This is a genomic window from Pseudomonas sp. AO-1 (assembly GCF_019775695.1).
Classification (GTDB): domain Bacteria; phylum Pseudomonadota; class Gammaproteobacteria; order Pseudomonadales; family Pseudomonadaceae; genus Aquipseudomonas; species Aquipseudomonas parakoreensis.
In genome coordinates this window covers 5880027-5901552 of the sequence record NZ_CP079947.1, presented here as the reverse complement: position 1 = coordinate 5901552, position 21526 = coordinate 5880027, and the positions used below count along the sequence as shown (strand labels likewise).

Here is a 21526-nt window from a genome sequence, read left to right as displayed (position 1 = left end):
TTTGAGTGTGAATTTGCCATTCGTTAACTTCGCTGCCATTCAAGTGCCTGGGTGCACTGATGATGTCGGTCAGAATAACGGAGGAACTTTCATGCGCAATCAACGATTTAAAGATGCCAGTGGTTATGTCAGTTTTATCAATCTGTTCAAACAGGCTGATCTCGAGCAGGCCCTGTTGGTACACCGGGACAGTGACGTTTATCCGTCAGTGTGGCGCTATTACTTTGCATGTATCGGTTTGCTCAACTCCCCGCGACTGATTGAACCCCTGACATTGCTCAAGCATTCCCTGGCGCAGTTGATCGGCGAGCCGCGTGTGCGCCGTGACACTCTTGGCCAGTCTGAGCCGCCGAAAAACTCTTTATCGGGTATTTACAACAATATCCAGGCGTTTGAGACCCGTCTGCGAAACAGCGAGATTTACGCGAAGACCGCCGCCACTCCGGTTGTAAAAAATCTGCATTTTGTCTGGCTGGGCGGTGGTCTTGGCGCGATCCAGCGAGACTACCTCGACCTGTGGAAGCAGGTATTGAGCGGGCAGGGGTACAGCCTCCATCTCTGGTATGACAGTGACGCGCTACTGGCCTGGCAAACCAATCAGTTGATCGTCGAGGCCGCCAAGGCTGACGCCATGCAACATGGCGGTAGCGAGAGTATTACCGACAGCAGACTGGGGACGCTGTACGAAGAACGGGTCATCGTCCTCAAGCAGCAGATGTTCATGCACATCAACGAAGCGCTGGAACGAGGGGAATCGGCGGATGACGCACGGGTCGATTTGTTGACCCGCGCCTACGGCCAGGACGCGGTACAACTGGAAGCCTTGATCGAGCAGAACCGGCGCAGTCTGCTCGATCTGGCAGGCGATGATTTGCAGTTACGTGACTTGCGTGACCTGGACGCACCGCTGCGACTGCAAGCCATCTATGAGCGCGAGACCCGGTTGCGCGGTAATCTGGCCGCCGCCTCCGACGTGGTGCGGGCCGAGGTCTTGTACGAGGAGGGCGGTCGCTACGTCGATGTCGATAATCTCCCGCCCCTGGTCAAAACCATGGGCGGGGTCGACATCAGTGCGTTCGGCGGCGACGCGCGCCTTGGCGTTCTGCAACTGCTGCTCGATCACAATCCGCACTGGATGCCGGGACGCCAGGCATTGCGCGACCGGTACACCGATTATCTGGGCCGGATTCCCGACGAACACCGCGCCGCGCTGGAGGCTTTTGCCCGGCAGCAACCGGCACTGCACGAGGTGTTCCAGGCGCCGGCCGAGCTGCTTGTGCGCCCGCAGGACCTGCGCGCTGTTGCCGTGCAAAACACGTTGAGCAACTCGTTTCTGATGGCTCATGCGCAATCGCCGATGCTCAACAGCGTGATCGAGCGGTTCCGGTTCAACTATCAGGCCATTGACCAGACGGCCCGCCTCGCCGCCAAGCGAGGCGTCGCATTGAGCGATTTTGACGGCATGACAGAGTTGGCACGGGAAGTACTCGAGCAGGCATTTGGCCCTCTGGCCGAACTGTCGATGACCGAGGACGTGGCGGCCAACTTTTTGATGCTGGCCATCGCGGGCTACTTCAGTGACGGCATTCGCCCGCAGAGCGAGGGGACGATTTATCTGACCGGACCCGCCGCGATGCGCGATGGCATGGCCGATTACGCACGGCGCAATTTCGTCCCGCGCGAGGAGGAAACCTTGCGTGTGGAAGCGGCTATCGAGCCATTGTGGATGGTCAACGACAAGACCGAGGAAGAGCAGGACCACTCCTGGAAAGACAACGCCGTTGATGTCGAGCAGTGGGTGCTCGACGAGCAGCAGCGCTGGCACGAAGGACATTACAGCGCGCGCTACCGCGGCGATGTAAAAGCATTGTTGACCCAGCAGAGCATAACGTTCGAGGAGGGCTGGCCGGTTATCGAGGGCCGGCCAGTGCTGTTGACGCAGGTGCTGCAACGGATGATCGACAGACTCGGTGAACCGTTCGTGGTCGCGATGCGCCACGGACATAACGGCACATTATGGTTTCCCGACGGGCCGGGGCTCAGCTTCGATGATCGCCAGGCCATCAAGGCCCAGCCCGTCACTTTGCAGGCTCCGGCGTCGCTCAGCGATGCGCGGATTCAGGGGCTGGCGCTGGATGAGTTGCTAAGCGGCATTGCCGAGGGTTCGCTGCCGTTCTTTCAGATCAGTCCGTTGCAACGGGTGGTGTTGGGACAGATGCTCGGCGCACGCTCACTGGATAACTCAAGTCTCACGCAACTTGCCTCCGAGCTGGATAATCTGGCCAACAGCGTTGCCGAGTTAGGGGCGTCGGTGCGTTATGCGGCCATTGAACACCATCTGTATCAGCAGCGAGCCCCGCAATTCATGGCCGGTCTCGCCAGTCATGTCGAGCAGCCGATGATGTCGTCAGACAGTGCGTTGACGCTGAAGCGAGCCGCGCTGTCGCAGGCGCACACGCTGTTTCAATGGGGGCGTCATGTTGCCCATATTCAGACCGTCGCCACCCGCGAGCATCGCGAGCAGGTGATCCTGCGGCTGGGTCAGGTGCTGGGGCAAATCGAGGCCAGTGACGTCAAACTCGTGCCGCAGGATCTGTTGCTCGAAGGGCCGGGCGATCCCGGTGGCCGCTGTTACCCGCTGGCGCTGATCATGAGTGCTGCTCTGGAGCAGGGCGTTGTCGCGTCGCGACGATTGCGCGAGCGGTTCTTTCTGGCCACTGCCGAGCCGCAGCAGCACGATTCAATGATGTTTCTGGAGGCGCTCGAAGAGTTGCGCGGCGTGCAATTGCACGACATCGGCAAGCCGTTGGGGCGGGTCGATCTGCAACAGCTCGGCACCGCGCTGGAAGCGTTCGCCAGCCCGCGCACGTTGATGCTCAACTCGGACAACCACGCCATGCTGGTGGCGAAAACCTTCAAGGGTGGGCACGCCACCTATCACTTTTATGATCCCAATTTCGGCGTGTTCGAGTTCAGCCAGCCGGATCAGTTGCAGCTGGCACTGACTGACCTTTTCCACAAACAGGGCATGGCGAAATACTATGCAGCCTATGGCGACAACGCGCGTCCGACCTTTGATCTGATCGAGCTGCAGGGGCAAAAGATATCGGCCCTGAATCTGTCCGGCGGATTTAGCGTCGGGCAATTGCTGGAGTCCGACAATGTGTTGCCGGAGCAGGCACAGCGGCCAATCCGTCGGCGCTTGAACAGTGCCCGCGGCCATTCGCTGGTCAGCAATCCACACCTGGGGCGCAGCCTGCGCGATCTGGACAGTCATTGGTGGGGAGAGCAGATCGCCCAGGCAACTGACGCTTTACAGCACTTGCATGCTTCGGCAAAACCGTTGGTGCCGTTGTTCGAAACCCTGGAGATGATGCCCACCGGCGAGTTCCGGATCAACCTGATCGATCCCGCGCAATCCGAGCATGTGGTACAGGTGGTCAGCCGCGATCATCGCCTGCTGCGCATCAGAAATTATCTGTCGGAGCAGTTTTCGACACTGGGCACCCGAGCCACGCCGCAGATGGTCGAGGCCGGTGCCGTTCACACCCTCAATACCGGCTTCACGATCCAGGCACTGATGAACGTCTTGCGTGGACGAGAGGGGGATGGCCGCACCTTGACCACCGCCGTCAGGTTGCATGCTTACGTCAATTACGCGCAATTGCTGCACGGTAATGTCACCGACGTCGCCGGTCTGCTCAGTCTGATCAAGACCGCACTCAATGAGGAGAAAGTCATTGCCCGTACCTGTGCGCCAGTGGTGGGCGAGGCGCTGGGACACGTCGCCAACGAAGGTGTGGGCGCGGTGCTGGGGCTGGCCAATGTCGGCTTCGACATCTACCAATTGGCGACGGCAGACAACGAGGTCGAGCGCGCGCAGTTCGGCACTCAGTTGGCCTTCGACGCCACCAGTCTGGCGTTGACCGCTGGTGGTCTGGGAGCCGCCACGGCGGGCGCGGCGACTGCAGCCGCTGTGCTCGGCGGCGCCGGGGTGGTGCTGGGCGGCTTGGCTGTGGGTGTGGCGGCACTGGCTCAGGGGTTCGCCAGGATCGCCGGGCAGGCGCAGGAGGTGGGGCTGTTTTTCGATGATCTGGAGCGGGCCTGTCGCGGTGTCGGTTATCGTTATGACGACGGGCTTGGGGCGTGGCTCGCTCACCCCTCGCTGGTGGTTCAGAGCCTGGACTTCAATCGCGCGATGATGGTGCTCGACAGTCCGAAGGTGTATCGGCTGCGCGACCATTTCGGGGTGCCGGGTATCAACCCGGATGATCAACAAGCGCTCGATCTGCGGCGTGAACTGGGCTTGCCAGGCTACATCCGCTTCGATCCGCCGAGCACGCAACTGGTCGTCCTGCCATGCACGCCGACCACCTACTACGGGTACGAATACAAGGCGCTGCCGTTCTCGACGCTGCGTCACGACACCGGTTTCGATACGGCCCGCAAGCTGGAGAAAAAGGATGCGGCAGGCCAGTGGCAGTTCCTGTTTTCGTTCTACTCTTTTCCCACGCACTACATCATCAACCGTCTGATACCGTCGTATCGCTCAACCGTGATCGAGGTGCGGCTGGATGCCCGCGAACGTGCGCTGGCAGTACCCATGACGCCGCCGGTCTGGCACGACAAGTTGTCGTATCGCATCGAAGGAGCGGGCGGCGCCTGTTCACTGATTCTCAATCGTGGGGTCGATGTCCAGTTGCAGTCTCCCAGCCTGCAGCTGTGTCGCTGGAAGTTGGTCGCCACCTGGGCCAGCGAAAGGGATGTGCGGATTGACGCCGCCGGGATTCTTGCTGTGGGCGGTGTGAAGGTGACGTTCACCGGCAGAGGACGGCATGACGTCACGCTGCAACTGACCGGGCGACAAACGTTCAAGGTCAACCGCGGTGACGCACGACTGGACATTCTCGAGCAGGACGCGCCAGCCGGGGAGCATGAGCAGTCGCTGCTTACGCATTACCAGAGGCTGGCCCGGGAGCATCGGCTGGTGATGCCTTACACGCCGGTTCATCACTTTCCGATTCCTTTCGAGCCCGAGGGACAACCGCGCTACACCACGGCCTGGTACGACGCTGCCAAGGATCGTTTTCTGTACATTCGCAGTGAAGAGGTACTCGCGGCCGATGAAATGCTGCTGGCGGCGGTGGTCGACGATTCTGCGTTTTTCTATGAGACGCACAACTACGATATCTGGCAGGTCGATGCCGTCAGCGGTTTACTCAAATGCCGTTACCGGCTGCTGGTGATGAAGGGGCAGAGCAGCGTGCGGCGTATCGATGTCGATGCCCAAGGGGTGATTCACATCGAGCAACAATGTTGGGGGGCCGATCAGCAAGTCACGCAGTTCAATTACCTGATCCGTGAGGGCCAGCTGCAGCTGGTTGCGGTGACCCGAGAGATGGACCGTGACTTGGGCCAGCGAGTGTTCGCCAATCCGACCCTGACACATTGGTCGGCGGTGCTGGGTCACTATTTCCCGTTATCGCCGGTGCCCGAACGCGCAGGCGTCACCACCGTCGACTGGCAACCGGCCGCCTACGTGTCGGTGTGCTGGAAGTTCAATCCGGACAAGCGCGATCTGGTCTGGATTCGCAGCCGTGACCTGTTGTGCATTCATCCGTTTGCCTCTGGGCGTCACCGCGGTTGGGCCGATTCGATCAAGCATCTAGATGATCTGGTGCTGCTGCCGGTCAACGACGAGCACACGCTGTTTTTCATCTACGACCGGCTGGCGCAAAAACTGTGCAGGGTGCAACGCAGCGCGCCCGCAGGCAGCGAGCGCTGGCCGGCGCAATGGACGCATCAATGGCTTCAGCCTGACGGACTGAATGACGTGGTGCCGGTACAGGACGGGTATCTGGCCCTGACCGATGACGGCTTGTTCTTCAATCTGACCGCCGAGGGTGAAGTGCAGCTGGGTGGCTTGAGTGAGCGCTGGCTCAAGGGACGGGCCCAGTGGTGGCAAGCATTGGAAGCGCTGGCAGCGAAGTACCCGATCGACAGTTTTGCCATTCTGGGTGTGCGCAACGCCAGCGGTGATCGCAACCTGTGTGCCTGGTACGTGGATAACCGCGTGCTGCTGTGCGACCCGGGGCACGACCGGGAAATGCGCCTGCTCGGCGTGACCCCGGACAATCGGGCGGTCTGGCTGTTCGACGTCGGCAGCGGTGAGATCTTGAGTCAGCAGTTCTTTGACAGTCGACAGCTCGCAGCAGCCTTCAGCGGTGGCGCACAGTTACTGGCGGGCGAGCTGTTGCCGGCACCGCAGGCCGAGTGGGACGACTGGCGGTTCAGCACCGTGAGCAATGATGGCTCCGGTCTGCGCGGGACGTCAGCCGATGGCGTGTCTCTCGAGCTGCGATATCAGGAACCTGAACGAATCATTGGCGTCGATCATCAGTGGGCAAGCGAACACGCAGAGCATTTGTCAGAGGCTCTGCAGGCATTGCTGGAGACTGCCGAGCATGCTCCCTACATCGCCGTGGAGTCCGACGCGGGCAAACTGCAATGGTTCGACGTGGCGAATGCCCGATTGATCCGGATAGCGGGCCAGAACCTGCCGCACGATTGCGAATTGCTCGGTACGCGCCATCGGCATGTGCTGTTACACGAGCGCGCGGCACACTGCGTGTTCGTCTACCCCGATCACCAGAGCATTGGCCCTTTCGAATATATGCGGCGCGACGCCGAGGTGTTGGTGGTCGAGGGCCAGAAACAGGTCGACGACCTCTTGCCACTGATCGCTGATGACGTGAGTTGTCTGGTATTGCGCGTGGGGCAGGGTGGTGTGACGTATCACCTGTCGAGGGCCAGCTGGTTGCGGCTGGAATCGGTCATCGTCGATTGTCGACCGCCACTGGGCGAGGCTCCGGTGATTCCCGGCAAGCTGGTCTGGGCGCTGGACGCTCCGCAAAAACTGCAACTGTCGTTTGTCGACGAGCACTTGCTGATCGTCGACCCGGATCGCCAGCACAGCCTGATCCTGCGGGATGTGTGCTCGGCGGATCCGGCGATGCGCGGCGATGTCTTCCTCGGCTTCGAGGGCAAGCGTTCCTATGCGGTATCGAGTCTGGTGCACAGGCTGCGTGAAGTCGTCGAGGTCGATGATGCCGACGGCAGTGCAACGCTTGCGCAGTTGCTGGGAGCCGTGTCGGCCTGACGCGGAGGGGAAACTGACCAGGCCTGCGCAGATTACTGCGCGGGCCTTTTTACTGATTCTGTCTCGTCCTGAATAAGGTTTACACCGGCTGACTTCACCTCAGGAAACCAGATAGCCCTTCACCCCGGTAAAGATGATCTGCGCCGCCAGCGCGCAAACAAACAGGCCCATCAACCGGCTGACGATCTGCAAGCCTTGGTCGCCGAGAATTCGCTCGATGTGATTGGACAGGTACAGCACCACGCCGACGGTGAAGCTGGCAAGGGTGATACTCATGATTGCGGTCAGCTTGTCGTCCCAGTGCGGTTGGCTGACGCCCATCACCAGCAGGGCGCCGATGGTGCCCGGGCCGACGGTCAGCGGGATGGTCAGCGGAACAATCGTCACGTCCTGCTGCACGTTGTCACTCTGCACCACCGGCTTGCCCTGGGCCATGCCCAGCGCCGAGATGAACAACACGCTGCCGGCACCGATGCGGAATGCGTCCGCCGTGATCCCGAACACATCGAAAATCACCCGCCCGAACAGGTACAGCAAGACGCTGGATACCAGCGTGGCAATCGCCACTTTCCAGGCCAGGCGCCGCTGCTCCCTGCGCGAGTAGCCACGGGTCAGGCTGATGAAACAGGACAACACGAAGAATGGGCTGTAGAGCACCAGCATCTTCAGGTAAACGCTGAATAACACGTGGAGCATGGTGTTGGCTCGCGGCGGCAGATGGACAGAGCGGAGTCTATCAGCCGGTTTGATTTTTGGGGGAGGCGAAAACAAATATCCCCGGAGTAACTAAACAAGTTGTAGTTTGAAGTGGGTATTTTCGGGGCTTGTTATTAGCAAGTTACATGTTCTGGTTTGTGGTTTTTTATTGTTCTGTTTATTGTTCTTTCGCGGGTTCAAGAGGAGCTCGTTTTTAATTAATAAGGATTTGATAATGAATATTCATGATGTTGAAGATTGCGCCGTTGCTGAGTGTGTCCACCGCTTGCAGAGCTATGAACTGGACGGCGCGGCTATTCGTCCTCGTGGTCTTTCGCTGCCGGCAATCGAAGAGCCGGGCAAGGGTTCCATCGTCGGTGAAGGCATTCTGTCCTTTACCGGAAACTTGAGTGAACAGAATCGCGAAGATGTGCAACACGCGTTCCTGTTCGCCACGCTGGTCGCCAACAAGAAGTATCCGTACGAATATCAGGGCAAGGAATGGTACTACCTGTTTCTGCAAGTGATGACCGATGCCGGCTGGCTGCCAACGAGCAAGTACTACAATGACATGAACATCGGCGGTAATACCGTCCGGATGGATCAACTGGTGCTGGAGATCCTCGGCAGCGTCGTGGCCGGGCTTGCTGTGCCGGGCTCGGCTTCGGTGTTGATGCTGAAAGTCGCAGGCGACGCCATTACCGCCCTGAAAAAGCGTGAAACCGCGCTGACGCTGTACGAGCGCAACATGCTTGAACATGGTGTCGGCGGTATGGCGGCGGGCACGTGTACCGAAATCAATGGCGAAGTCACCATGGCCCTGGGGACTGTTCGATTCATCCGCAAAAACACGGCCAAACAAGTGTTGTTCATGGATTGGGATTCGCGTGAAGTGAAACTCTATCGGGGTGATTCGGTATTCCGCAAAGTGCCTTCTATCGTCGAGCAAACCCGCGATACCATCCGCGTCAAACTGGGTTTGAACGCAAAAACCAAGATCGAAGATTACGAGATCTGACTGAGTGTTATTGATAGGGCGGCCGTTATCGGTCCGCCCTTTTCTTATTGAGGGTTGATAATGGCTCGGTTATACACGTTGTTGGCAGTAGGGCATGCTGTTTTGGCGTTGCCGGAATCTGGACGCCGCACGGATTACGATGATCTCGTTCAGTCAGGTCTGTTGGCGCAACTGGTCGCCAATAAAAAAATCGAAGACGCGAAAGTTGAAAGTTGGTACGACGCTTACATCGCTGTGCTGGATGACTTCTGGGTGCGAAGCGTGAAGTTGCGCGAGGATTTCTCTGTCGCTCAGGCAGATACGGGTTCGGCGCTGGAGTGGGCCACGACAGTGTTGGCCAATAACGCTGGCAACGATCCGGCACTTGGCGGGCTGATGGCATATGCGGCGCGAATCACTGACGGTGTTTCGGCAGTGCAGACGTTGCCCGAGCCGCCTGGCGAAGCGCTCATGCAGACGCCGAGGCCTGCGCTTCAGGTGGTGCGCCTGCTGACCATTGCAGCGCAGAGTCCGACATCGATCAGCAGCCTTTATCTTGAGTTCAAGACGCGACAGACGCTGGCTGCCAATCCGTGGTCGCAGCGTTTCGCGAGCGCTGAAGTCGAAGGTCCGGTGTGTGTGCGTTATGCGCGAGCGACGCTGTCACAAACGCTCTACGCACTATCGCGTCAGGCCGTGGCGCGAAAGCTTGGAGATCGACTGGCGCAGAACGTGGCGCCATTGGCTGAGGCAATCGATCTCGGTGTCTGAGGCGGATTGCCCGGGGGCTGCAAGCGCTTTCGGGCGATGAACGGCAATCGTCAGAAAGTCGAGGCCGTACGGTTCTGCTGATCACGCTGGGCCACCCAGTGTTCGATCAGCTCGCGCAGTTGCGACAACTCCACCGGTTTGGCCATGTGCCCGTCCATCCCGGCCTGGCGCGCGCGTTCCTTGTGCTCGGCGAGGATGTGTGCGGTCAGCGCGACAATCGGTGTGCGGGTACGCTGATTGCTGACTTCCCACGCGCGCAATTGCTGGGTCGCCGAGAAGCCGTCAAGGATCGGCATTTCGCAGTCCATCAGCACCAGGTCGTAACGCTGAGCCTTCATCGCCTGCAGGGCTTCTTCGCCGTTGCTGGCAGTGTCCGGTTGCAGGTTGAGTTTGCCGAGCATGCCGCGAATCACTTTGGTCGAGATCGTGTTGTCTTCGGCGACGAGAATGCGGAAATCGCTCGGCACCTTGGCGGCGGTCGCGGGGGTGACCACTTGCGGCTGGAACACCACCTGCCCCTTGTTGCGCTGGTTCAATTCGTCGGCCAGCGTGGTCTTGAGCGTGTAGCCGGCCACCGGTTTGGCGAGGATGCGTTTGATCCCGGAGTTGCGCGCGATGATCTTGCTCGGCGCGTTGCTGATGCCGGTGAGCATGATCAGCAGAATATCGTGGTTCAGACTCGGGTCTTCCTTGATCTTGGCCGCCAGTTGCATGCCGGTCATGCCGGGCATGTTCTGGTCCAGCAGCACCACATCAAAGTAGTCACGCAGATGCGCCTTGGTGCGCAGCAGCGCCAAGGCTTCCTTGCCCGAAGGCACCGCGCTGACGTTCAGGCCCCAGGCGCTGCATTGCTGCACCAGCACCTTGCGGCACGTGTCGTTGTCGTCCACCACCAGCACGCGCGCACCTTGCAGCGGGCCGTCTAGGTCGGAGGTCGGGTGTTCGAGACGGTCAGGGTCCAGTGGCAGGGTCAGCCACAAAGTGCTGCCCTGATTGGCGCCGCTCTTGATCCCGAACTCGCCGTGCATCAGGCGGATCAGTTGCCGGGCGATCACCAGCCCAAGGTTGCCACCCAAACGGTTGGCCGAGAGGAAGTGCTTGCTGTGCAACTCGGCGTGCAGCAGCGCCTCACGCTCTTCTGCCTCCATCGGCTGGCCACTGTCCTGCACGGCGATGCGCAGGCGCGGCTTGACGCTGCGCTCGTCAAGGGCGACGACGATCAGCACTTCGCCTTCGTCGGTTTTTTTCAGGGCATTTTCCAGCAGGCTCAGCAGGGTCTGGCGCAAGCGGGTCGGGTCGCCGCTGATCACGCGCGGCACCTGTGGCTGGATGAAACTGATCAGCTCGACGTTTTGCTGTTCGGCTTTGGCCCGGTAAATGCTCAGGCAGTCGTCGATCAAAGCATTGAGGTCAAACTGCACATCGTCCAGTTCGATCTGCCCGGATTCGAGCTTGGAGATGTCGAGGATCTCGTTGATCAATGTCAGCAGTTCGTTGCCGGCACTGTGGATGGTTTGCACGTAATCGCGTTGCTTGACCGACAGTGGCGTACCCAGCAGCAGTTCGGTCATGCCCAGCACGCCGTTCATCGGGGTGCGGATTTCGTGGCTGATCTTGGCGAGAAATTCGGCCTTGGCGTTGATCTCGGCGTTGCTCGCGGCAAGGTCGCGGCTGATGCTGAAACGGCTTTCGGTGATGCTGCGCTGGCGTTCACCCAAGGCGATGCTCATCAGCAGGCCGCTGATGCAGATGAAGCCCATCAGGGTCATGATCAGGCCTTGCGGCGCCACCAGGGTCAACCCCAGCAGGGCCGGCAAAATAATCAGCGTGCCAATATTGAACACCACCATCCCGGCCACGAACAGCCGCGCCGGACGGTAGCCCTTCTGCCAATGATAGAAGCCGACCAGCAACATGCTCAGGCCGGCCAGCGCCACCAGCGCGTAGGTGATGATGTTCAGCGGCAGGGTGTTGACGAATAACAGCAGCAGGCTGCAGATCACGATGAACAGAATGTCGCCCAGCAACAGTTTGTTCAGCGGGTGCGGGCCCAGCGGGGCGAAGAAGCGCAGGGCGAACATCAGCCCGGCCGGGGCGGTCAGCAGCAACGCCAGATAGGCGCCCGGGGTCTGGATCGCGTGCCAGTTCGGCAGCCACGGGCCGGCGAGGTTGAGCAGCAACAACAGACTCAGGCCCAGCAGTCCTTCGCAGACCGCCAGCCACAGGCTACTGCGCGAGCGCGAGTAGGCGTAGCGCACAAGATTGTGCAGCAGCAACATGCCGAGGCAGCCGAACAGCAGACCGAAGATCAGCGTCTGGTTCTGGTTGGCGGCACTCATCACCGCCGATTGCAGGGTGATGTGCGGGCGCAGTTGATGGTCGGAGACCATACGCAGATAGATGTCGAGTGGCTTGTCGCTTTGCGGCAGCGGTAGCAGGAAGTCGCTGCTGGGCAGTGGCCGCTCGGCCTGCGGCTGGTGGGTGCCGGAGAGGCGTTGCTCGATCAGCTTGTCGCCGTCCAGCACGTACAGACTGAGACTGGACAGGTCGGGCGCAAAGATACGCAGCACTTGCTCGTGCTTGCCCGGCGCCAGTTTGAAGCGCAGCCAGAGTGCACCATCGGGCTCGGCCGCCGTGAGGCGATCAAGTTCGATGGGACTGAATTGATTGGTGTAGCGCGCCGAGCGGATGTCGCTCAGTTGCAGATTACCCTGATCGTCAAGCAATACCGACCAGCCACTGCCTTGCGCGGCCAGCGCCGGAAGCATGCAGAGCAAGGTCAGCAACGTGACGGTGAAACTTATGGCAATCCTGAGCCAGCGCACGGCGAAATCCCTTCGTAGGTTGATGCCAGAATATAACGATGCGCGGCGGCGGAATAGCCCGGCGAGGGACTGCATCCCGCGCCGGACGTGAAGGACAGCTTATTCCTGGGTTTCGCCACGTTCACGGGCAATGGCGCGGTAGCCAATGTCCTTGCGGTAGAAGCAGCCTGCCCAGTCGATGGCGGCGGCCAGCTTGTAGGCTTGCTGCTGCGCTTCGCTGACACTGGCGCCCATGGCAGTGGCGCAGAGTACGCGACCACCGGCCGTTACCACGTTGCCATCCTTCAGCGCCGTACCGGCGTGGAAGACTTTGCCTTCCAGGCCTGCGGCTGCGTCCAGACCGTTGATCGCCGCACCCTTGGCGTAGTCGCCCGGGTAGCCGCCAGCGGCCAATACGATGCCGACGCTCGGACGCGGATCCCACTGTGCTTCAACCTTGTCCAGCGCTTGCGCTAGAGCGGCTTCGACCAGCAGCACCAGGCTCGACTGCAGACGCAGCATCACCGGTTGGGTTTCCGGGTCACCGAAACGGCAGTTGAATTCGATGACTTTCGGGTTGCCGGCCTTGTCGATCATCAGACCGGCGTACAGGAAACCGGTGTAGACGTTGCCTTCTTCGGCCATGCCGCGCACGGTCGGCCAGATCACCTGATCCATCACGCGCTGGTGCACGTCGGCGGTGACCACCGGGGCAGGGGAGTAGGCACCCATGCCGCCGGTGTTCGGGCCGCTGTCGCCGTCGCCAACACGTTTGTGGTCCTGGCTGGTGGCCATCGGAAGGACGTTCTTGCCGTCGACCATGACGATGAACGAGGCTTCTTCGCCGTCGAGGAATTCTTCGATCACCACGCGCGAACCGGCGTCGCCGAAGGCGTTGCCGGCGAGCATGTCGCGCACGGCGTCTTCGGCTTCGGCCAGGGTCATGGCAACGATCACGCCTTTACCGGCGGCCAGGCCATCGGCCTTGATCACGATCGGTGCGCCTTTTTCCCGCAGGTAAGCCAGGGCCGGCTCGATCTCGGTGAAGTTCTGGTAGTCGGCGGTCGGAATCTTGTGCCGGGCCAGGAAATCCTTGGTGAAGGCTTTCGAGCCTTCCAGCTGCGCAGCGCCGGCGGTCGGACCGAAGCAGTCCAGGCCACGGGAGCGGAACAGATCGACCACGCCAGCGACCAGCGGTACTTCCGGGCCGACGATGGTCAGGGAAACGTTTTTCTCGGCGAAGTCGGCCAGTTGCTCAAGGGCCAGCACGTCGATGGCGACGTTTTCGCACTTGGCTTCAATCGCGGTACCGGCGTTGCCCGGCGCGACGAAAACCTTCTGTACGCGCGGATCCTGAGCCACTTTCCAGGCCAGGGCGTGTTCACGGCCACCGCTGCCAATGATCAAAACATTCATTTCAAAAACCTCAAATTCTGTGGGGCGCTACCAAACCTCTGTGGACTGAACCTGTAGGAGCTGCCGAAGGCTGCGATCTTTTGCTCTTGGCCTTCAACATCAAGATCAAAAGATCGCAGCCTGCGGCAGCTCCTACACAGAGGGAGCGGTGTATCAGTGACGGAAGTGGCGCATGCCCGTAAAGACCATGGCGATGCCGGCTTCATCAGCAGCAGCAATCACCTCGGCATCACGCATCGAGCCGCCTGGCTGGATCACCGCCGTGATACCGACCTTGGCCGCGTTGTCCAGACCGTCGCGGAACGGGAAGAACGCATCCGAGGCCATCACCGAACCGGCCACTTGCAGACCGGCGTGCTCAGCCTTGATCGCGGCGATACGCGCGGAGTTTACGCGGCTCATCTGGCCAGCGCCGACACCGATGGTCTGACGGTTCTTGGCGTAGACGATGGCGTTGGACTTGACGTACTTGGCGACTTTCCAGGCGAAGATCAGGTCGTGGATTTCCTGTTCGGTCGGTGCACGCTTGGTCACCACTTTCAGGTCGTCGGCGCCGATCATGCCGATGTCGCGGCTCTGCACCAGCAGGCCACCATTGACGCGCTTGTAATCCCAGGCCGGAACGCGGTCCGCCGACCACTCGCCGCAGGCCAGCAGACGCACGTTGGCTTTGGCGGCGACGATGGCGCGGGCTTCTGCGCTGACGCTTGGAGCAATGATCACTTCCACGAACTGACGCTCGACGATCGCCTTGGCGGTCTCGGCATCCAGCTCACGGTTGAAGGCGATGATGCCGCCGAAGGCCGACTCGGTGTCGGTGGCGTAGGCCAGTTCGTAGGCCTGACGGATACCGCCCTCGGCGTCCGGGCTCACGGCCACGCCGCACGGGTTGGCGTGCTTGACGATCACGCAGGCCGGCTTGACGAAGCTCTTCACGCATTCCAGCGCGGCGTCGGTGTCGGCCACGTTGTTGTACGACAGCTCTTTGCCTTGCAGTTGGGTCGCGGTGGCGATACCGACTTCGGCAGGCTTGGCTTCCACGTAGAACGCCGCGCTCTGGTGCGGGTTCTCGCCGTAGCGCATTTCCTGGGCCTTGATGAACTGGCTGTTGAAGGTGCGCGGGAACTCGCTGCGGCCTTCGGTGCTCAGGGTTTCGGTAGCCTGATTCACGGTGCCCATGTAGTTGGCGATCATGCCGTCGTAGGCGGCGGTGTGTTCGAAGGCCTTGAGCATCAGGTCGAAACGCTGAGCGTAGGTCAGGCCGCCGGCCTTGAGGTTTTGCAGAACGTTGGCGTAATCGCTGGCATTCACCACGATCGCCACGTCTTTATGGTTTTTCGCCGCCGAACGGACCATGGTCGGGCCGCCGATGTCGATGTTCTCGATAGCGGTCGGCAAGTCGCAGCCTGGCTTGCTGATGGTGGCTTCGAACGGGTACAGGTTGACCGCAACCAGGTCGATCGGCTTGATGCCGTGCTCGCTCATGATCGCGTCGTCGATACCGCGACGACCGAGGATCCCACCGTGGATTTTCGGGTGCAGGGTTTTCACCCGACCGTCCATCATTTCCGCGAAACCGGTGTAATCCGCGACTTCCACTGCGGCAACACCGTTGTCGCGCAGCAGCTTGAACGTCCCGCCGGTGGAGAGGATCTCGACGCCGAGGGCTTCAAGCTCCCTGGCGAACTCGAGGATCCCGGTCTTGTCGGAAACGCTGATCAAGGCGCGGCGGATCGGCAGGCGGGTAGTCTGGTCGGTCATCTCAATTTCCATCAAAAGCAAAGGAAGTCAGCAAAAAAGGCGACCGGTTTTACGCGGGCGCCTTTCTGGTTTGATTGAATGCTTACAGCAGATCGTACTGCTTGAGTTTCTTGCGCAGTGTGCCGCGGTTGAGTCCCAGCAGCTCACTGGCCTTGGTCTGGTTGCCCTTGACGTAGTTCATCACGCTTTCGAGCAGGGGAGCCTCGACTTCGGAGAGCACCAGGTTGTACACATCCGTGACGGACGCGCCCTCAAGGTGGGCGAAATAATTGTGCAGCGCCTTCTCGACACTCCCGCGAAGGGTCTGACCTTCTTCGCTTGGGGTATTGAGGTGCTGTTTCAAATTCACGTTGTCGCTCACGGGTGCTGTTCCACTCACTAAAGTCTCGGTCATCATCGTCATGCGGCCACCCCTTCTTCGTCCCCTGTCAGGCTCTTGTAACGCTCGGCGAAGAACTCCCGAACGTTGGCGCATTGTGTTTCCGTACCATCCAAACGATTGAAGTGGGCGCGAAACTCCCTGGCGCCCGGCAAGGTTGCGAGATACCAGCCCACATGCTTGCGGGCAATGCGCACGCCCATCACATCCCCATAGAAGGCGTGAAGGGCGGCCAGATGCTCCAGCAGGATGCGTTCCACTTCGCTCAGCTCCGGCGCCGGCAATTTCTCGCCGGTACGCAGGAAGTGTTCGATCTCGCGAAAAATCCATGGCCGCCCCTGGGCAGCCCGGCCTATCAGCAGGCCATCGGCACCGGTCGCGTCAAGCACGTAACGGGCCTTTTCCGGCGAATCGATATCGCCATTGGCAAACACCGGGATCGACACCGCCTGCTTGATCGCGGCAATCGTGTCGTACTCGGCTTCGCCGGTGTACAGATCGGCGCGCGTGCGGCCATGCACGGCCAGCGCGGTGATCCCGGCCTGCTCGGCGATCTTCGCCACGGTCAGGCCGTTCTTGTTGTCGCGATCCCATCCGGTGCGGATCTTCAGGGTCACCGGCACATCCACTGCAGCGACGACGGCCTGCAGGATCTCGGTGACCAGTGCTTCATCCTTCAACAACGCGGAGCCGGCGGCCTTATTGCAGACCTTCTTTGCCGGGCAACCCATGTTGATATCAATAATCTGTGCGCCCAGTTCGACGTTGGCCCTGGCCGCATCCGCGAGCATCTGCGCGTCGCCACCGGCAATCTGTACCGAGCGTGGCTCGGGATCGCCTTCGTGGATCATGCGCATGCGCGACTTGCGGGTGTTCCACAGGCTCATGTCACTGGTGACCATTTCCGAGACTACAAGCCCTGCGCCCAAACGCTTGCACAGCTGACGAAAGGGCTGGTCGGTGACGCCCGCCATCGGGGCGAGAATCAAACCGTTCTGCAATGTATATGGGCCGATGCGTACCGCCGACATAGGACTTCCCTGAAGTGGGGCCGGATCATGAGAGTTCGAAAAAGGGTTGGCATGATACCCGCTCTCGATGACTGGATAAAGGCTGAATTGAACAAAATCTGAACAGTTATTCTGTTATTACCAGCGGTTTGGTGGCCGCGGAGGAAGTCAGAAAACTGCCGTCAAACCTGAAGCGATAAAGCGATTCACTCGGGGGAGTGGAAACTCAGGCTGTAATTCACCGCTTTGGGGCCTGGATCGAGGATATCCAGTGCGATGTGGATCGGCGTCTGTGGCGGCATTTCCGCCATGCCCTCAAGGTCGCCGTTGAGGTATTCGCCGGGTTTGAAGCGACGACTGGCAATCAGATGACCGTTGAGGTCGGCGAAGCGCAACTCCAGCAGCGGGAACGGCTGGGAGAATGTTGCGCGGTTATAAATGATCGCGTCGACCACCAGCGCTCCACTGAATTCCGGATGGCTGCGCACCACCAGGTTGCTGCTTTTGATTTTGCCGATGTCGACCTTGGACGGCACCGTGCAACCGATCTGCGGACAGAACTGCTGGAACCACGGGCGGTACTGATCCTGGCGCGCCAGTTCGTCGAAATGATAGGCGATGTACTGACCCGCCAGACCGGCGGCGGCGAGCAGCACCAGCAAACTCCAGAGCAGGCGCCGGCCCCAGGGCGAACGGCGCTTCTGCCAGTCCAGTTGCAGCGGGTCGTCGGTCAGATCCTGCAGCACTTCGGCGCGTACGCCGGGTTCGGCACGTTCACGTTTTTTGCGCAGCGGTTCGACCGATGGCAACTCGTCATCGTCCGGCTCGACGCTGGCCGACAGGCGTTCGCGGCGGGCATTCGGATCGATCGGATCGTGCAGGCGCAGTTGCGGGATCGGCGGCTCGTCATCCAGATCCACCGGCTCCAGCGACAACGAAGGCTCGGTGCGCGCGGTTTTCAGCGGTTCTGCTTCGACGATCTCGGGCTCGGCTTGAACGTCGGGCTCGGACAGGCGTTCATCGTCGCGTGCGCTGAACAAGCTGTCGCGCCACACCGTTTCATCGGCTTCAGGGCTGTCGCGGCGCGCGCTCAGGGACTCCTCGCGCTGACGACCGAATTCGGTGGTCGGCTGGATTTCCCGTTGTTCGAGGCGGGCCAGTTCTTCGTCCAGATCGAGGCTGTCCAGATCCAGCTCGCTGGCGCTCCATTGCTTTTGGCTGATGGCGCGCGGCACGGGCGGTTCGTCGTTGACGGGCGCTTCGACCACTGGCGGCGGTTCGCTGACCACAGGTTGAGACGGTGCTGGCTGGACAATGGACGGCGCCACCGGCGTAACCGCTTCCTTGCCGGCGTGTTGTTCCAGCAGCTGTTTGGCGGCATTGAACACTTGCAGGCAGGAGCCACAGCGAACCACCCCGCGGGCCACGCTCAACTGAGCATGGCTGACGCGGAAGCTGGTTTGGCAATGCGGGCACTGGGTGACGAAGCTGTCGGTCATGCGGCGATCCGGTTTATGCAGGCGGCCATTCTAGCGCCGACGGCCGGTGATGCGCACCCAGCCATCACGATTGGCGATCGGGTCCAGATCGAAGTCCTGCGCATAGGCTGCAGCGACCTCTTCGCCTTGTTCGGCGAGGATCCCGGACAACGCCAGACGCCCGCCGGACTTGACCAGGCCGGACAGCTGTGGCGCCAGGGAAACCAGCGGGCCGGCCAGAATGTTGGCCACCAGCACGTCGGCTTTGACCTGCGGCAGATCTTCCGGCAGGTACAGCGGGAACAGCTCGTCGGCAATATTGTTGCGCCCGGCGTTGTCGCGCGAGGCTTCCAGCGCCTGCACGTCGATGTCGGTGCCGACCGCTTCTTTGGCGCCGAGCAGCAGGGCGGCGATCGCCAGAATCCCCGAGCCGCAGCCGAAGTCCAGCACGTTGCAGTCTTTCAGGTCCTGACCGTCGAGCCATTCCAGGCACAGGGCGGTGGTCGGGTGGGTGCCGGTGCCGAATGCCAGGCCCGGATCCAGCAGCAAATTGACCGCGTCAGGCTCAGGCGCGGCGTGCCAGCTCGGCACGATCCACAGGCGCTGGCCGAAACGCATTGGCTGGAAACCGTCCATCCAGCTGCGTTCCCAATCCTGGTCTTCGATGACTTCGCTGTGATGCTCGGGCAGCGGGCTGCCGGTCAGCAGTTCCAGATGGGCCAGCACCGGCGCAGGCTCGGTGCCGCCCTCGAACAGGGCCAGCAGATGTGTGTGCGCCCACAGCGGGGTGGTGTTGAGTTCCGGCTCGAAGATCGGCTGATCTTCGGCGTCCATGAAGGTCACCGAAACGGCGCCGACTTCAAGGAAAGCGTCTTCGTAGGTTTCGGCTTGTTCCGGGCTGATGGCGAGACGTACTTGCAGCCAAGGCATGGCGGGCACCTTTGAAAAAATATGATTGCAGCCTAGCGGCCAGCGAGAAGCGCGCAAGTTTACGCGAGCGCGCCAAAGAAGACGAACTTGGTTGAAAAGCAAAAGATCGCAGCCTTCGGCAGCTCCTACATTTCGAATGCATTCTCCTGTAGGAGCTGCCGAAGGCTGCGATCTTTTGACTTTGCTCCAGAAACAACAAAGCCGCCCGAAGGCGGCCTTGTCTGGTGCGGGCTGAAGCTTAGTGCTTGTCGCCAGCCAGCTTGTGCTCGAGGTAGTGAATGTTCACGCCCCCTTTGCAGAAGCCTTCGTCGCGGGTCAGATCACGGTGCAGCGGGATGTTGGTCTTGATCCCGTCCACCACGATTTCGTCCAGGGCATTGCGCATGCGCGCCATGGCTTCGTCGCGGGTGGCGCCGTAAGTGATCAGCTTGCCGATCAGCGAGTCGTAGTTCGGCGGAACTGCATAACCGCTGTACAGGTGCGAATCGACGCGAACGCCGTTGCCGCCTGGAGCGTGGAAATGCTTGACCGTGCCCGGGCTCGGCATGAAGGTTTTCGGGTCTTCAGCGTTGATCCGGCACTCCAGCGAGTGACCGCGGATCACCACGTCATCCTGCGTGAACGACAGCTTGTTGCCAGCGGCGATGCTGAGCATCTCCTTGACGATGTCGATACCGGTGACCATTTCCGAAACCGGATGCTCCACCTGAACACGGGTGTTCATTTCGATGAAGTAGAAACGACCGTTCTCGTACAGGAACTCGAACGTGCCGGCGCCACGGTAGCCGATGTCGATGCACGCCTTGACGCAGCGCGCCAGCACTTCCTGACGTGCCTGCTCGTCGATGCCGGGTGCCGGTGCTTCTTCAAGCACCTTCTGGTGACGACGTTGCAGCGAGCAATCGCGGTCGCCCAGATGGATGGCGTGACCCTGGCCGTCGGACAGCACCTGAACTTCGACGTGACGCGGGTTGGTCAGGAATTTTTCCAGATAGACCATCGGGTTGCCGAACGCCGCGCCAGCTTCGGAGCGGGTCAGTTTCGCCGAGGCGATCAGGTCTTCTTCCTTGTGCACCACGCGCATGCCGCGACCACCGCCGCCGCCAGCGGCCTTGATGATCACCGGGTAGCCGACTTCACGACCGATGCGCAGCGCCGTTTCTTCGTCTTCCGGCAGCGGGCCGTCGGAACCTGGAACGGTCGGCACGCCGGCTTCGATCATCGCGTGCTTGGCCGACACCTTGTCGCCCATCAGGCGAATGGTCTCGGCTTTCGGGCCGATGAAGGCGAAGCCGGAGTTCTCGACCTGTTCGGCAAAATCGGCGTTTTCTGCGAGGAAACCGTAGCCTGGGTGAATGGCGGTGGCGCCAGTCACTTCAGCGGCAGCGATGATGGCCGGGATGTGCAGGTAGGACTGAGCGGCAGAAGCCGGGCCGATGCAGACGGACTCGTCTGCCAGACCCAGGTGCATCAGCTCTTTGTCGGCCTTGGAGTAAACGGCGACGGTCTTGATGCCCATCTCTTTGCAGGCACGCAGAATCCGCAGGGCGATCTCACCGCGGTTAGCGATCAGAACTTTTTCCAACTTCGCAGTCATCAAAGGCTCTCCGCAGTTCAAACGATGGTGAACAGCGGTTGGTCGTACTCAACCGGCTGGCCGTCTTCGACGAGGATGGATTCGATCACACCGCTGGTTTCAGCTTCGATGTGGTTCATCATCTTCATGGCTTCGACGATGCACAGGGTGTCGCCTTTCTTCACGGTCTGGCCGACTTCAACGAAGGCTGGCGAGGTTGGCGAAGATTTGCGGTAGAAGGTGCCTACCATTGGCGAGCGGGCCACGGTGCCGTTCAGTGCAGGAGCAGCAGCGGCGGCTGGAGCGGCAGCAGCCACTGGAGCAGCAGCGGCGGCAGGTGCAGCCGCCGGAGCCTGCATCGGCGCCGGAGCGTAGTACTGCTGAGCCGGGGTCTTGCTGTGACGGCTGATGCGTACGGACTCTTCGCCTTCCTTGATCTCGAGCTCGTCGATGCCGGACTCTTCCAGCAATTCGATCAGTTTCTTAACTTTACGGATATCCATGAATCATCAACTCCCAAGGGTCGGTCAGGGGCGTTTAACGCTTGTG

Annotated in this window: 13 protein-coding genes; 3 read left to right on the top strand and 10 right to left on the bottom strand. The window is 60.7% G+C overall.

Annotated features, from left to right (window positions below; translation table 11 throughout):
* Positions 1 to 91: 91 nt before the first annotated feature.
* A complete protein-coding gene (locus KVQ82_RS26895) occupies positions 92 to 7159 on the top strand; it encodes a TcdA/TcdB pore-forming domain-containing protein (protein ID WP_222016783.1) in 7068 nt (2355 codons plus the stop codon).
* 99 nt (positions 7160 to 7258) lie between these two features.
* Here KVQ82_RS26895 and KVQ82_RS26890 read toward each other — a convergent pair whose 3' ends face one another.
* Positions 7259 to 7855 (bottom strand): MarC family protein, encoded by a 597-nt coding sequence (locus KVQ82_RS26890; protein WP_222016781.1) that lies wholly within the window; start codon positions 7853 to 7855, stop codon positions 7259 to 7261.
* A gap of 235 nt (positions 7856 to 8090) precedes the next feature.
* Here KVQ82_RS26890 and KVQ82_RS26885 point away from each other — a divergent pair, with 235 nt between their 5' ends.
* The gene (locus tag KVQ82_RS26885) at positions 8091 to 8873 is read left to right on the top strand and encodes a hypothetical protein (protein ID WP_041068162.1); all 783 of its coding nucleotides are present in this window, start codon (positions 8091 to 8093) and stop codon (positions 8871 to 8873) included.
* Positions 8874 to 8933: 60 nt separating this feature from the next.
* A complete protein-coding gene (locus KVQ82_RS26880) occupies positions 8934 to 9623 on the top strand; it encodes a hypothetical protein (RefSeq protein ID WP_222016777.1) in 690 nt (229 codons plus the stop codon).
* Positions 9624 to 9673: 50 nt separating this feature from the next.
* Here the strand turns inward: KVQ82_RS26880 and KVQ82_RS26875 are convergent, their stop codons facing one another.
* From KVQ82_RS26875 to accB, 9 genes are all read right to left on the bottom strand, one after another.
* Complete coding sequence (locus KVQ82_RS26875) at positions 9674 to 12448, bottom strand: hybrid sensor histidine kinase/response regulator (protein WP_222016775.1); 2775 nt, start codon at positions 12446 to 12448, stop codon at positions 9674 to 9676.
* A gap of 99 nt (positions 12449 to 12547) precedes the next feature.
* A complete protein-coding gene (gene purD, locus KVQ82_RS26870) occupies positions 12548 to 13843 on the bottom strand; it encodes a phosphoribosylamine--glycine ligase (protein ID WP_103485973.1) in 1296 nt (431 codons plus the stop codon).
* A gap of 153 nt (positions 13844 to 13996) precedes the next feature.
* Positions 13997 to 15604, bottom strand: coding sequence for a bifunctional phosphoribosylaminoimidazolecarboxamide formyltransferase/IMP cyclohydrolase (gene purH / locus KVQ82_RS26865; RefSeq protein ID WP_222016773.1), 1608 nt, complete (start codon positions 15602 to 15604; stop codon positions 13997 to 13999).
* 82 nt (positions 15605 to 15686) lie between these two features.
* Positions 15687 to 16007 (bottom strand): DNA-binding transcriptional regulator Fis, encoded by a 321-nt coding sequence (gene fis, locus KVQ82_RS26860; protein WP_003221275.1) that lies wholly within the window; start codon positions 16005 to 16007, stop codon positions 15687 to 15689.
* The gene (dusB, locus tag KVQ82_RS26855; protein WP_007961945.1) at positions 16004 to 17014 is read right to left on the bottom strand and encodes a tRNA dihydrouridine synthase DusB; all 1011 of its coding nucleotides are present in this window, start codon (positions 17012 to 17014) and stop codon (positions 16004 to 16006) included. The genes fis and dusB overlap by 4 nt, the downstream gene beginning before the upstream one ends.
* Positions 17015 to 17199: 185 nt before the next feature.
* Positions 17200 to 18492, bottom strand: coding sequence for a DUF3426 domain-containing protein (locus tag KVQ82_RS26850; protein WP_222016772.1), 1293 nt, complete (start codon positions 18490 to 18492; stop codon positions 17200 to 17202).
* Between the two features lie 30 nt (positions 18493 to 18522).
* On the bottom strand, positions 18523 to 19401 hold the full coding sequence (gene prmA, locus KVQ82_RS26845; protein WP_041068147.1) for a 50S ribosomal protein L11 methyltransferase: 879 nt from the start codon (positions 19399 to 19401) through the stop codon (positions 18523 to 18525).
* 238 nt (positions 19402 to 19639) lie between these two features.
* A complete protein-coding gene (gene accC / locus KVQ82_RS26840) occupies positions 19640 to 20998 on the bottom strand; it encodes an acetyl-CoA carboxylase biotin carboxylase subunit (protein WP_041068145.1) in 1359 nt (452 codons plus the stop codon).
* 17 nt (positions 20999 to 21015) lie between these two features.
* Positions 21016 to 21480, bottom strand: coding sequence for an acetyl-CoA carboxylase biotin carboxyl carrier protein (gene accB, locus KVQ82_RS26835; RefSeq protein WP_024164417.1), 465 nt, complete (start codon positions 21478 to 21480; stop codon positions 21016 to 21018).
* Between the last annotated feature and the right edge of the window lie 46 nt (positions 21481 to 21526).

Bases quoted from the DNA above. Each gene is read 5' to 3' on its own strand.
- dusB (WP_007961945.1), bottom strand. From the start codon at position 17,014: ATGTCGGCGGTACGCATCGGCCCATATACATTGCAGAACGGTTTGATT.
- accC (WP_041068145.1), bottom strand. From the start codon at position 20,998: ATGACTGCGAAGTTGGAAAAAGTTCTGATCGCTAACCGCGGTGAGATC.
- KVQ82_RS26885 (WP_041068162.1), top strand. From the start codon at position 8,091: ATGAATATTCATGATGTTGAAGATTGCGCCGTTGCTGAGTGTGTCCAC.
- fis (WP_003221275.1), bottom strand. From the start codon at position 16,007: ATGACGATGATGACCGAGACTTTAGTGAGTGGAACAGCACCCGTGAGC.
- accB (WP_024164417.1), bottom strand. From the start codon at position 21,480: ATGGATATCCGTAAAGTTAAGAAACTGATCGAATTGCTGGAAGAGTCC.
- KVQ82_RS26880 (WP_222016777.1), top strand. From the start codon at position 8,934: ATGGCTCGGTTATACACGTTGTTGGCAGTAGGGCATGCTGTTTTGGCG.
- KVQ82_RS26895 (WP_222016783.1), top strand. From the start codon at position 92: ATGCGCAATCAACGATTTAAAGATGCCAGTGGTTATGTCAGTTTTATC.
- purD (WP_103485973.1), bottom strand. From the start codon at position 13,843: ATGAATGTTTTGATCATTGGCAGCGGTGGCCGTGAACACGCCCTGGCC.
- KVQ82_RS26890 (WP_222016781.1), bottom strand. From the start codon at position 7,855: ATGCTCCACGTGTTATTCAGCGTTTACCTGAAGATGCTGGTGCTCTAC.
- purH (WP_222016773.1), bottom strand. From the start codon at position 15,604: ATGACCGACCAGACTACCCGCCTGCCGATCCGCCGCGCCTTGATCAGC.
- prmA (WP_041068147.1), bottom strand. From the start codon at position 19,401: ATGCCTTGGCTGCAAGTACGTCTCGCCATCAGCCCGGAACAAGCCGAA.
- KVQ82_RS26850 (WP_222016772.1), bottom strand. From the start codon at position 18,492: ATGACCGACAGCTTCGTCACCCAGTGCCCGCATTGCCAAACCAGCTTC.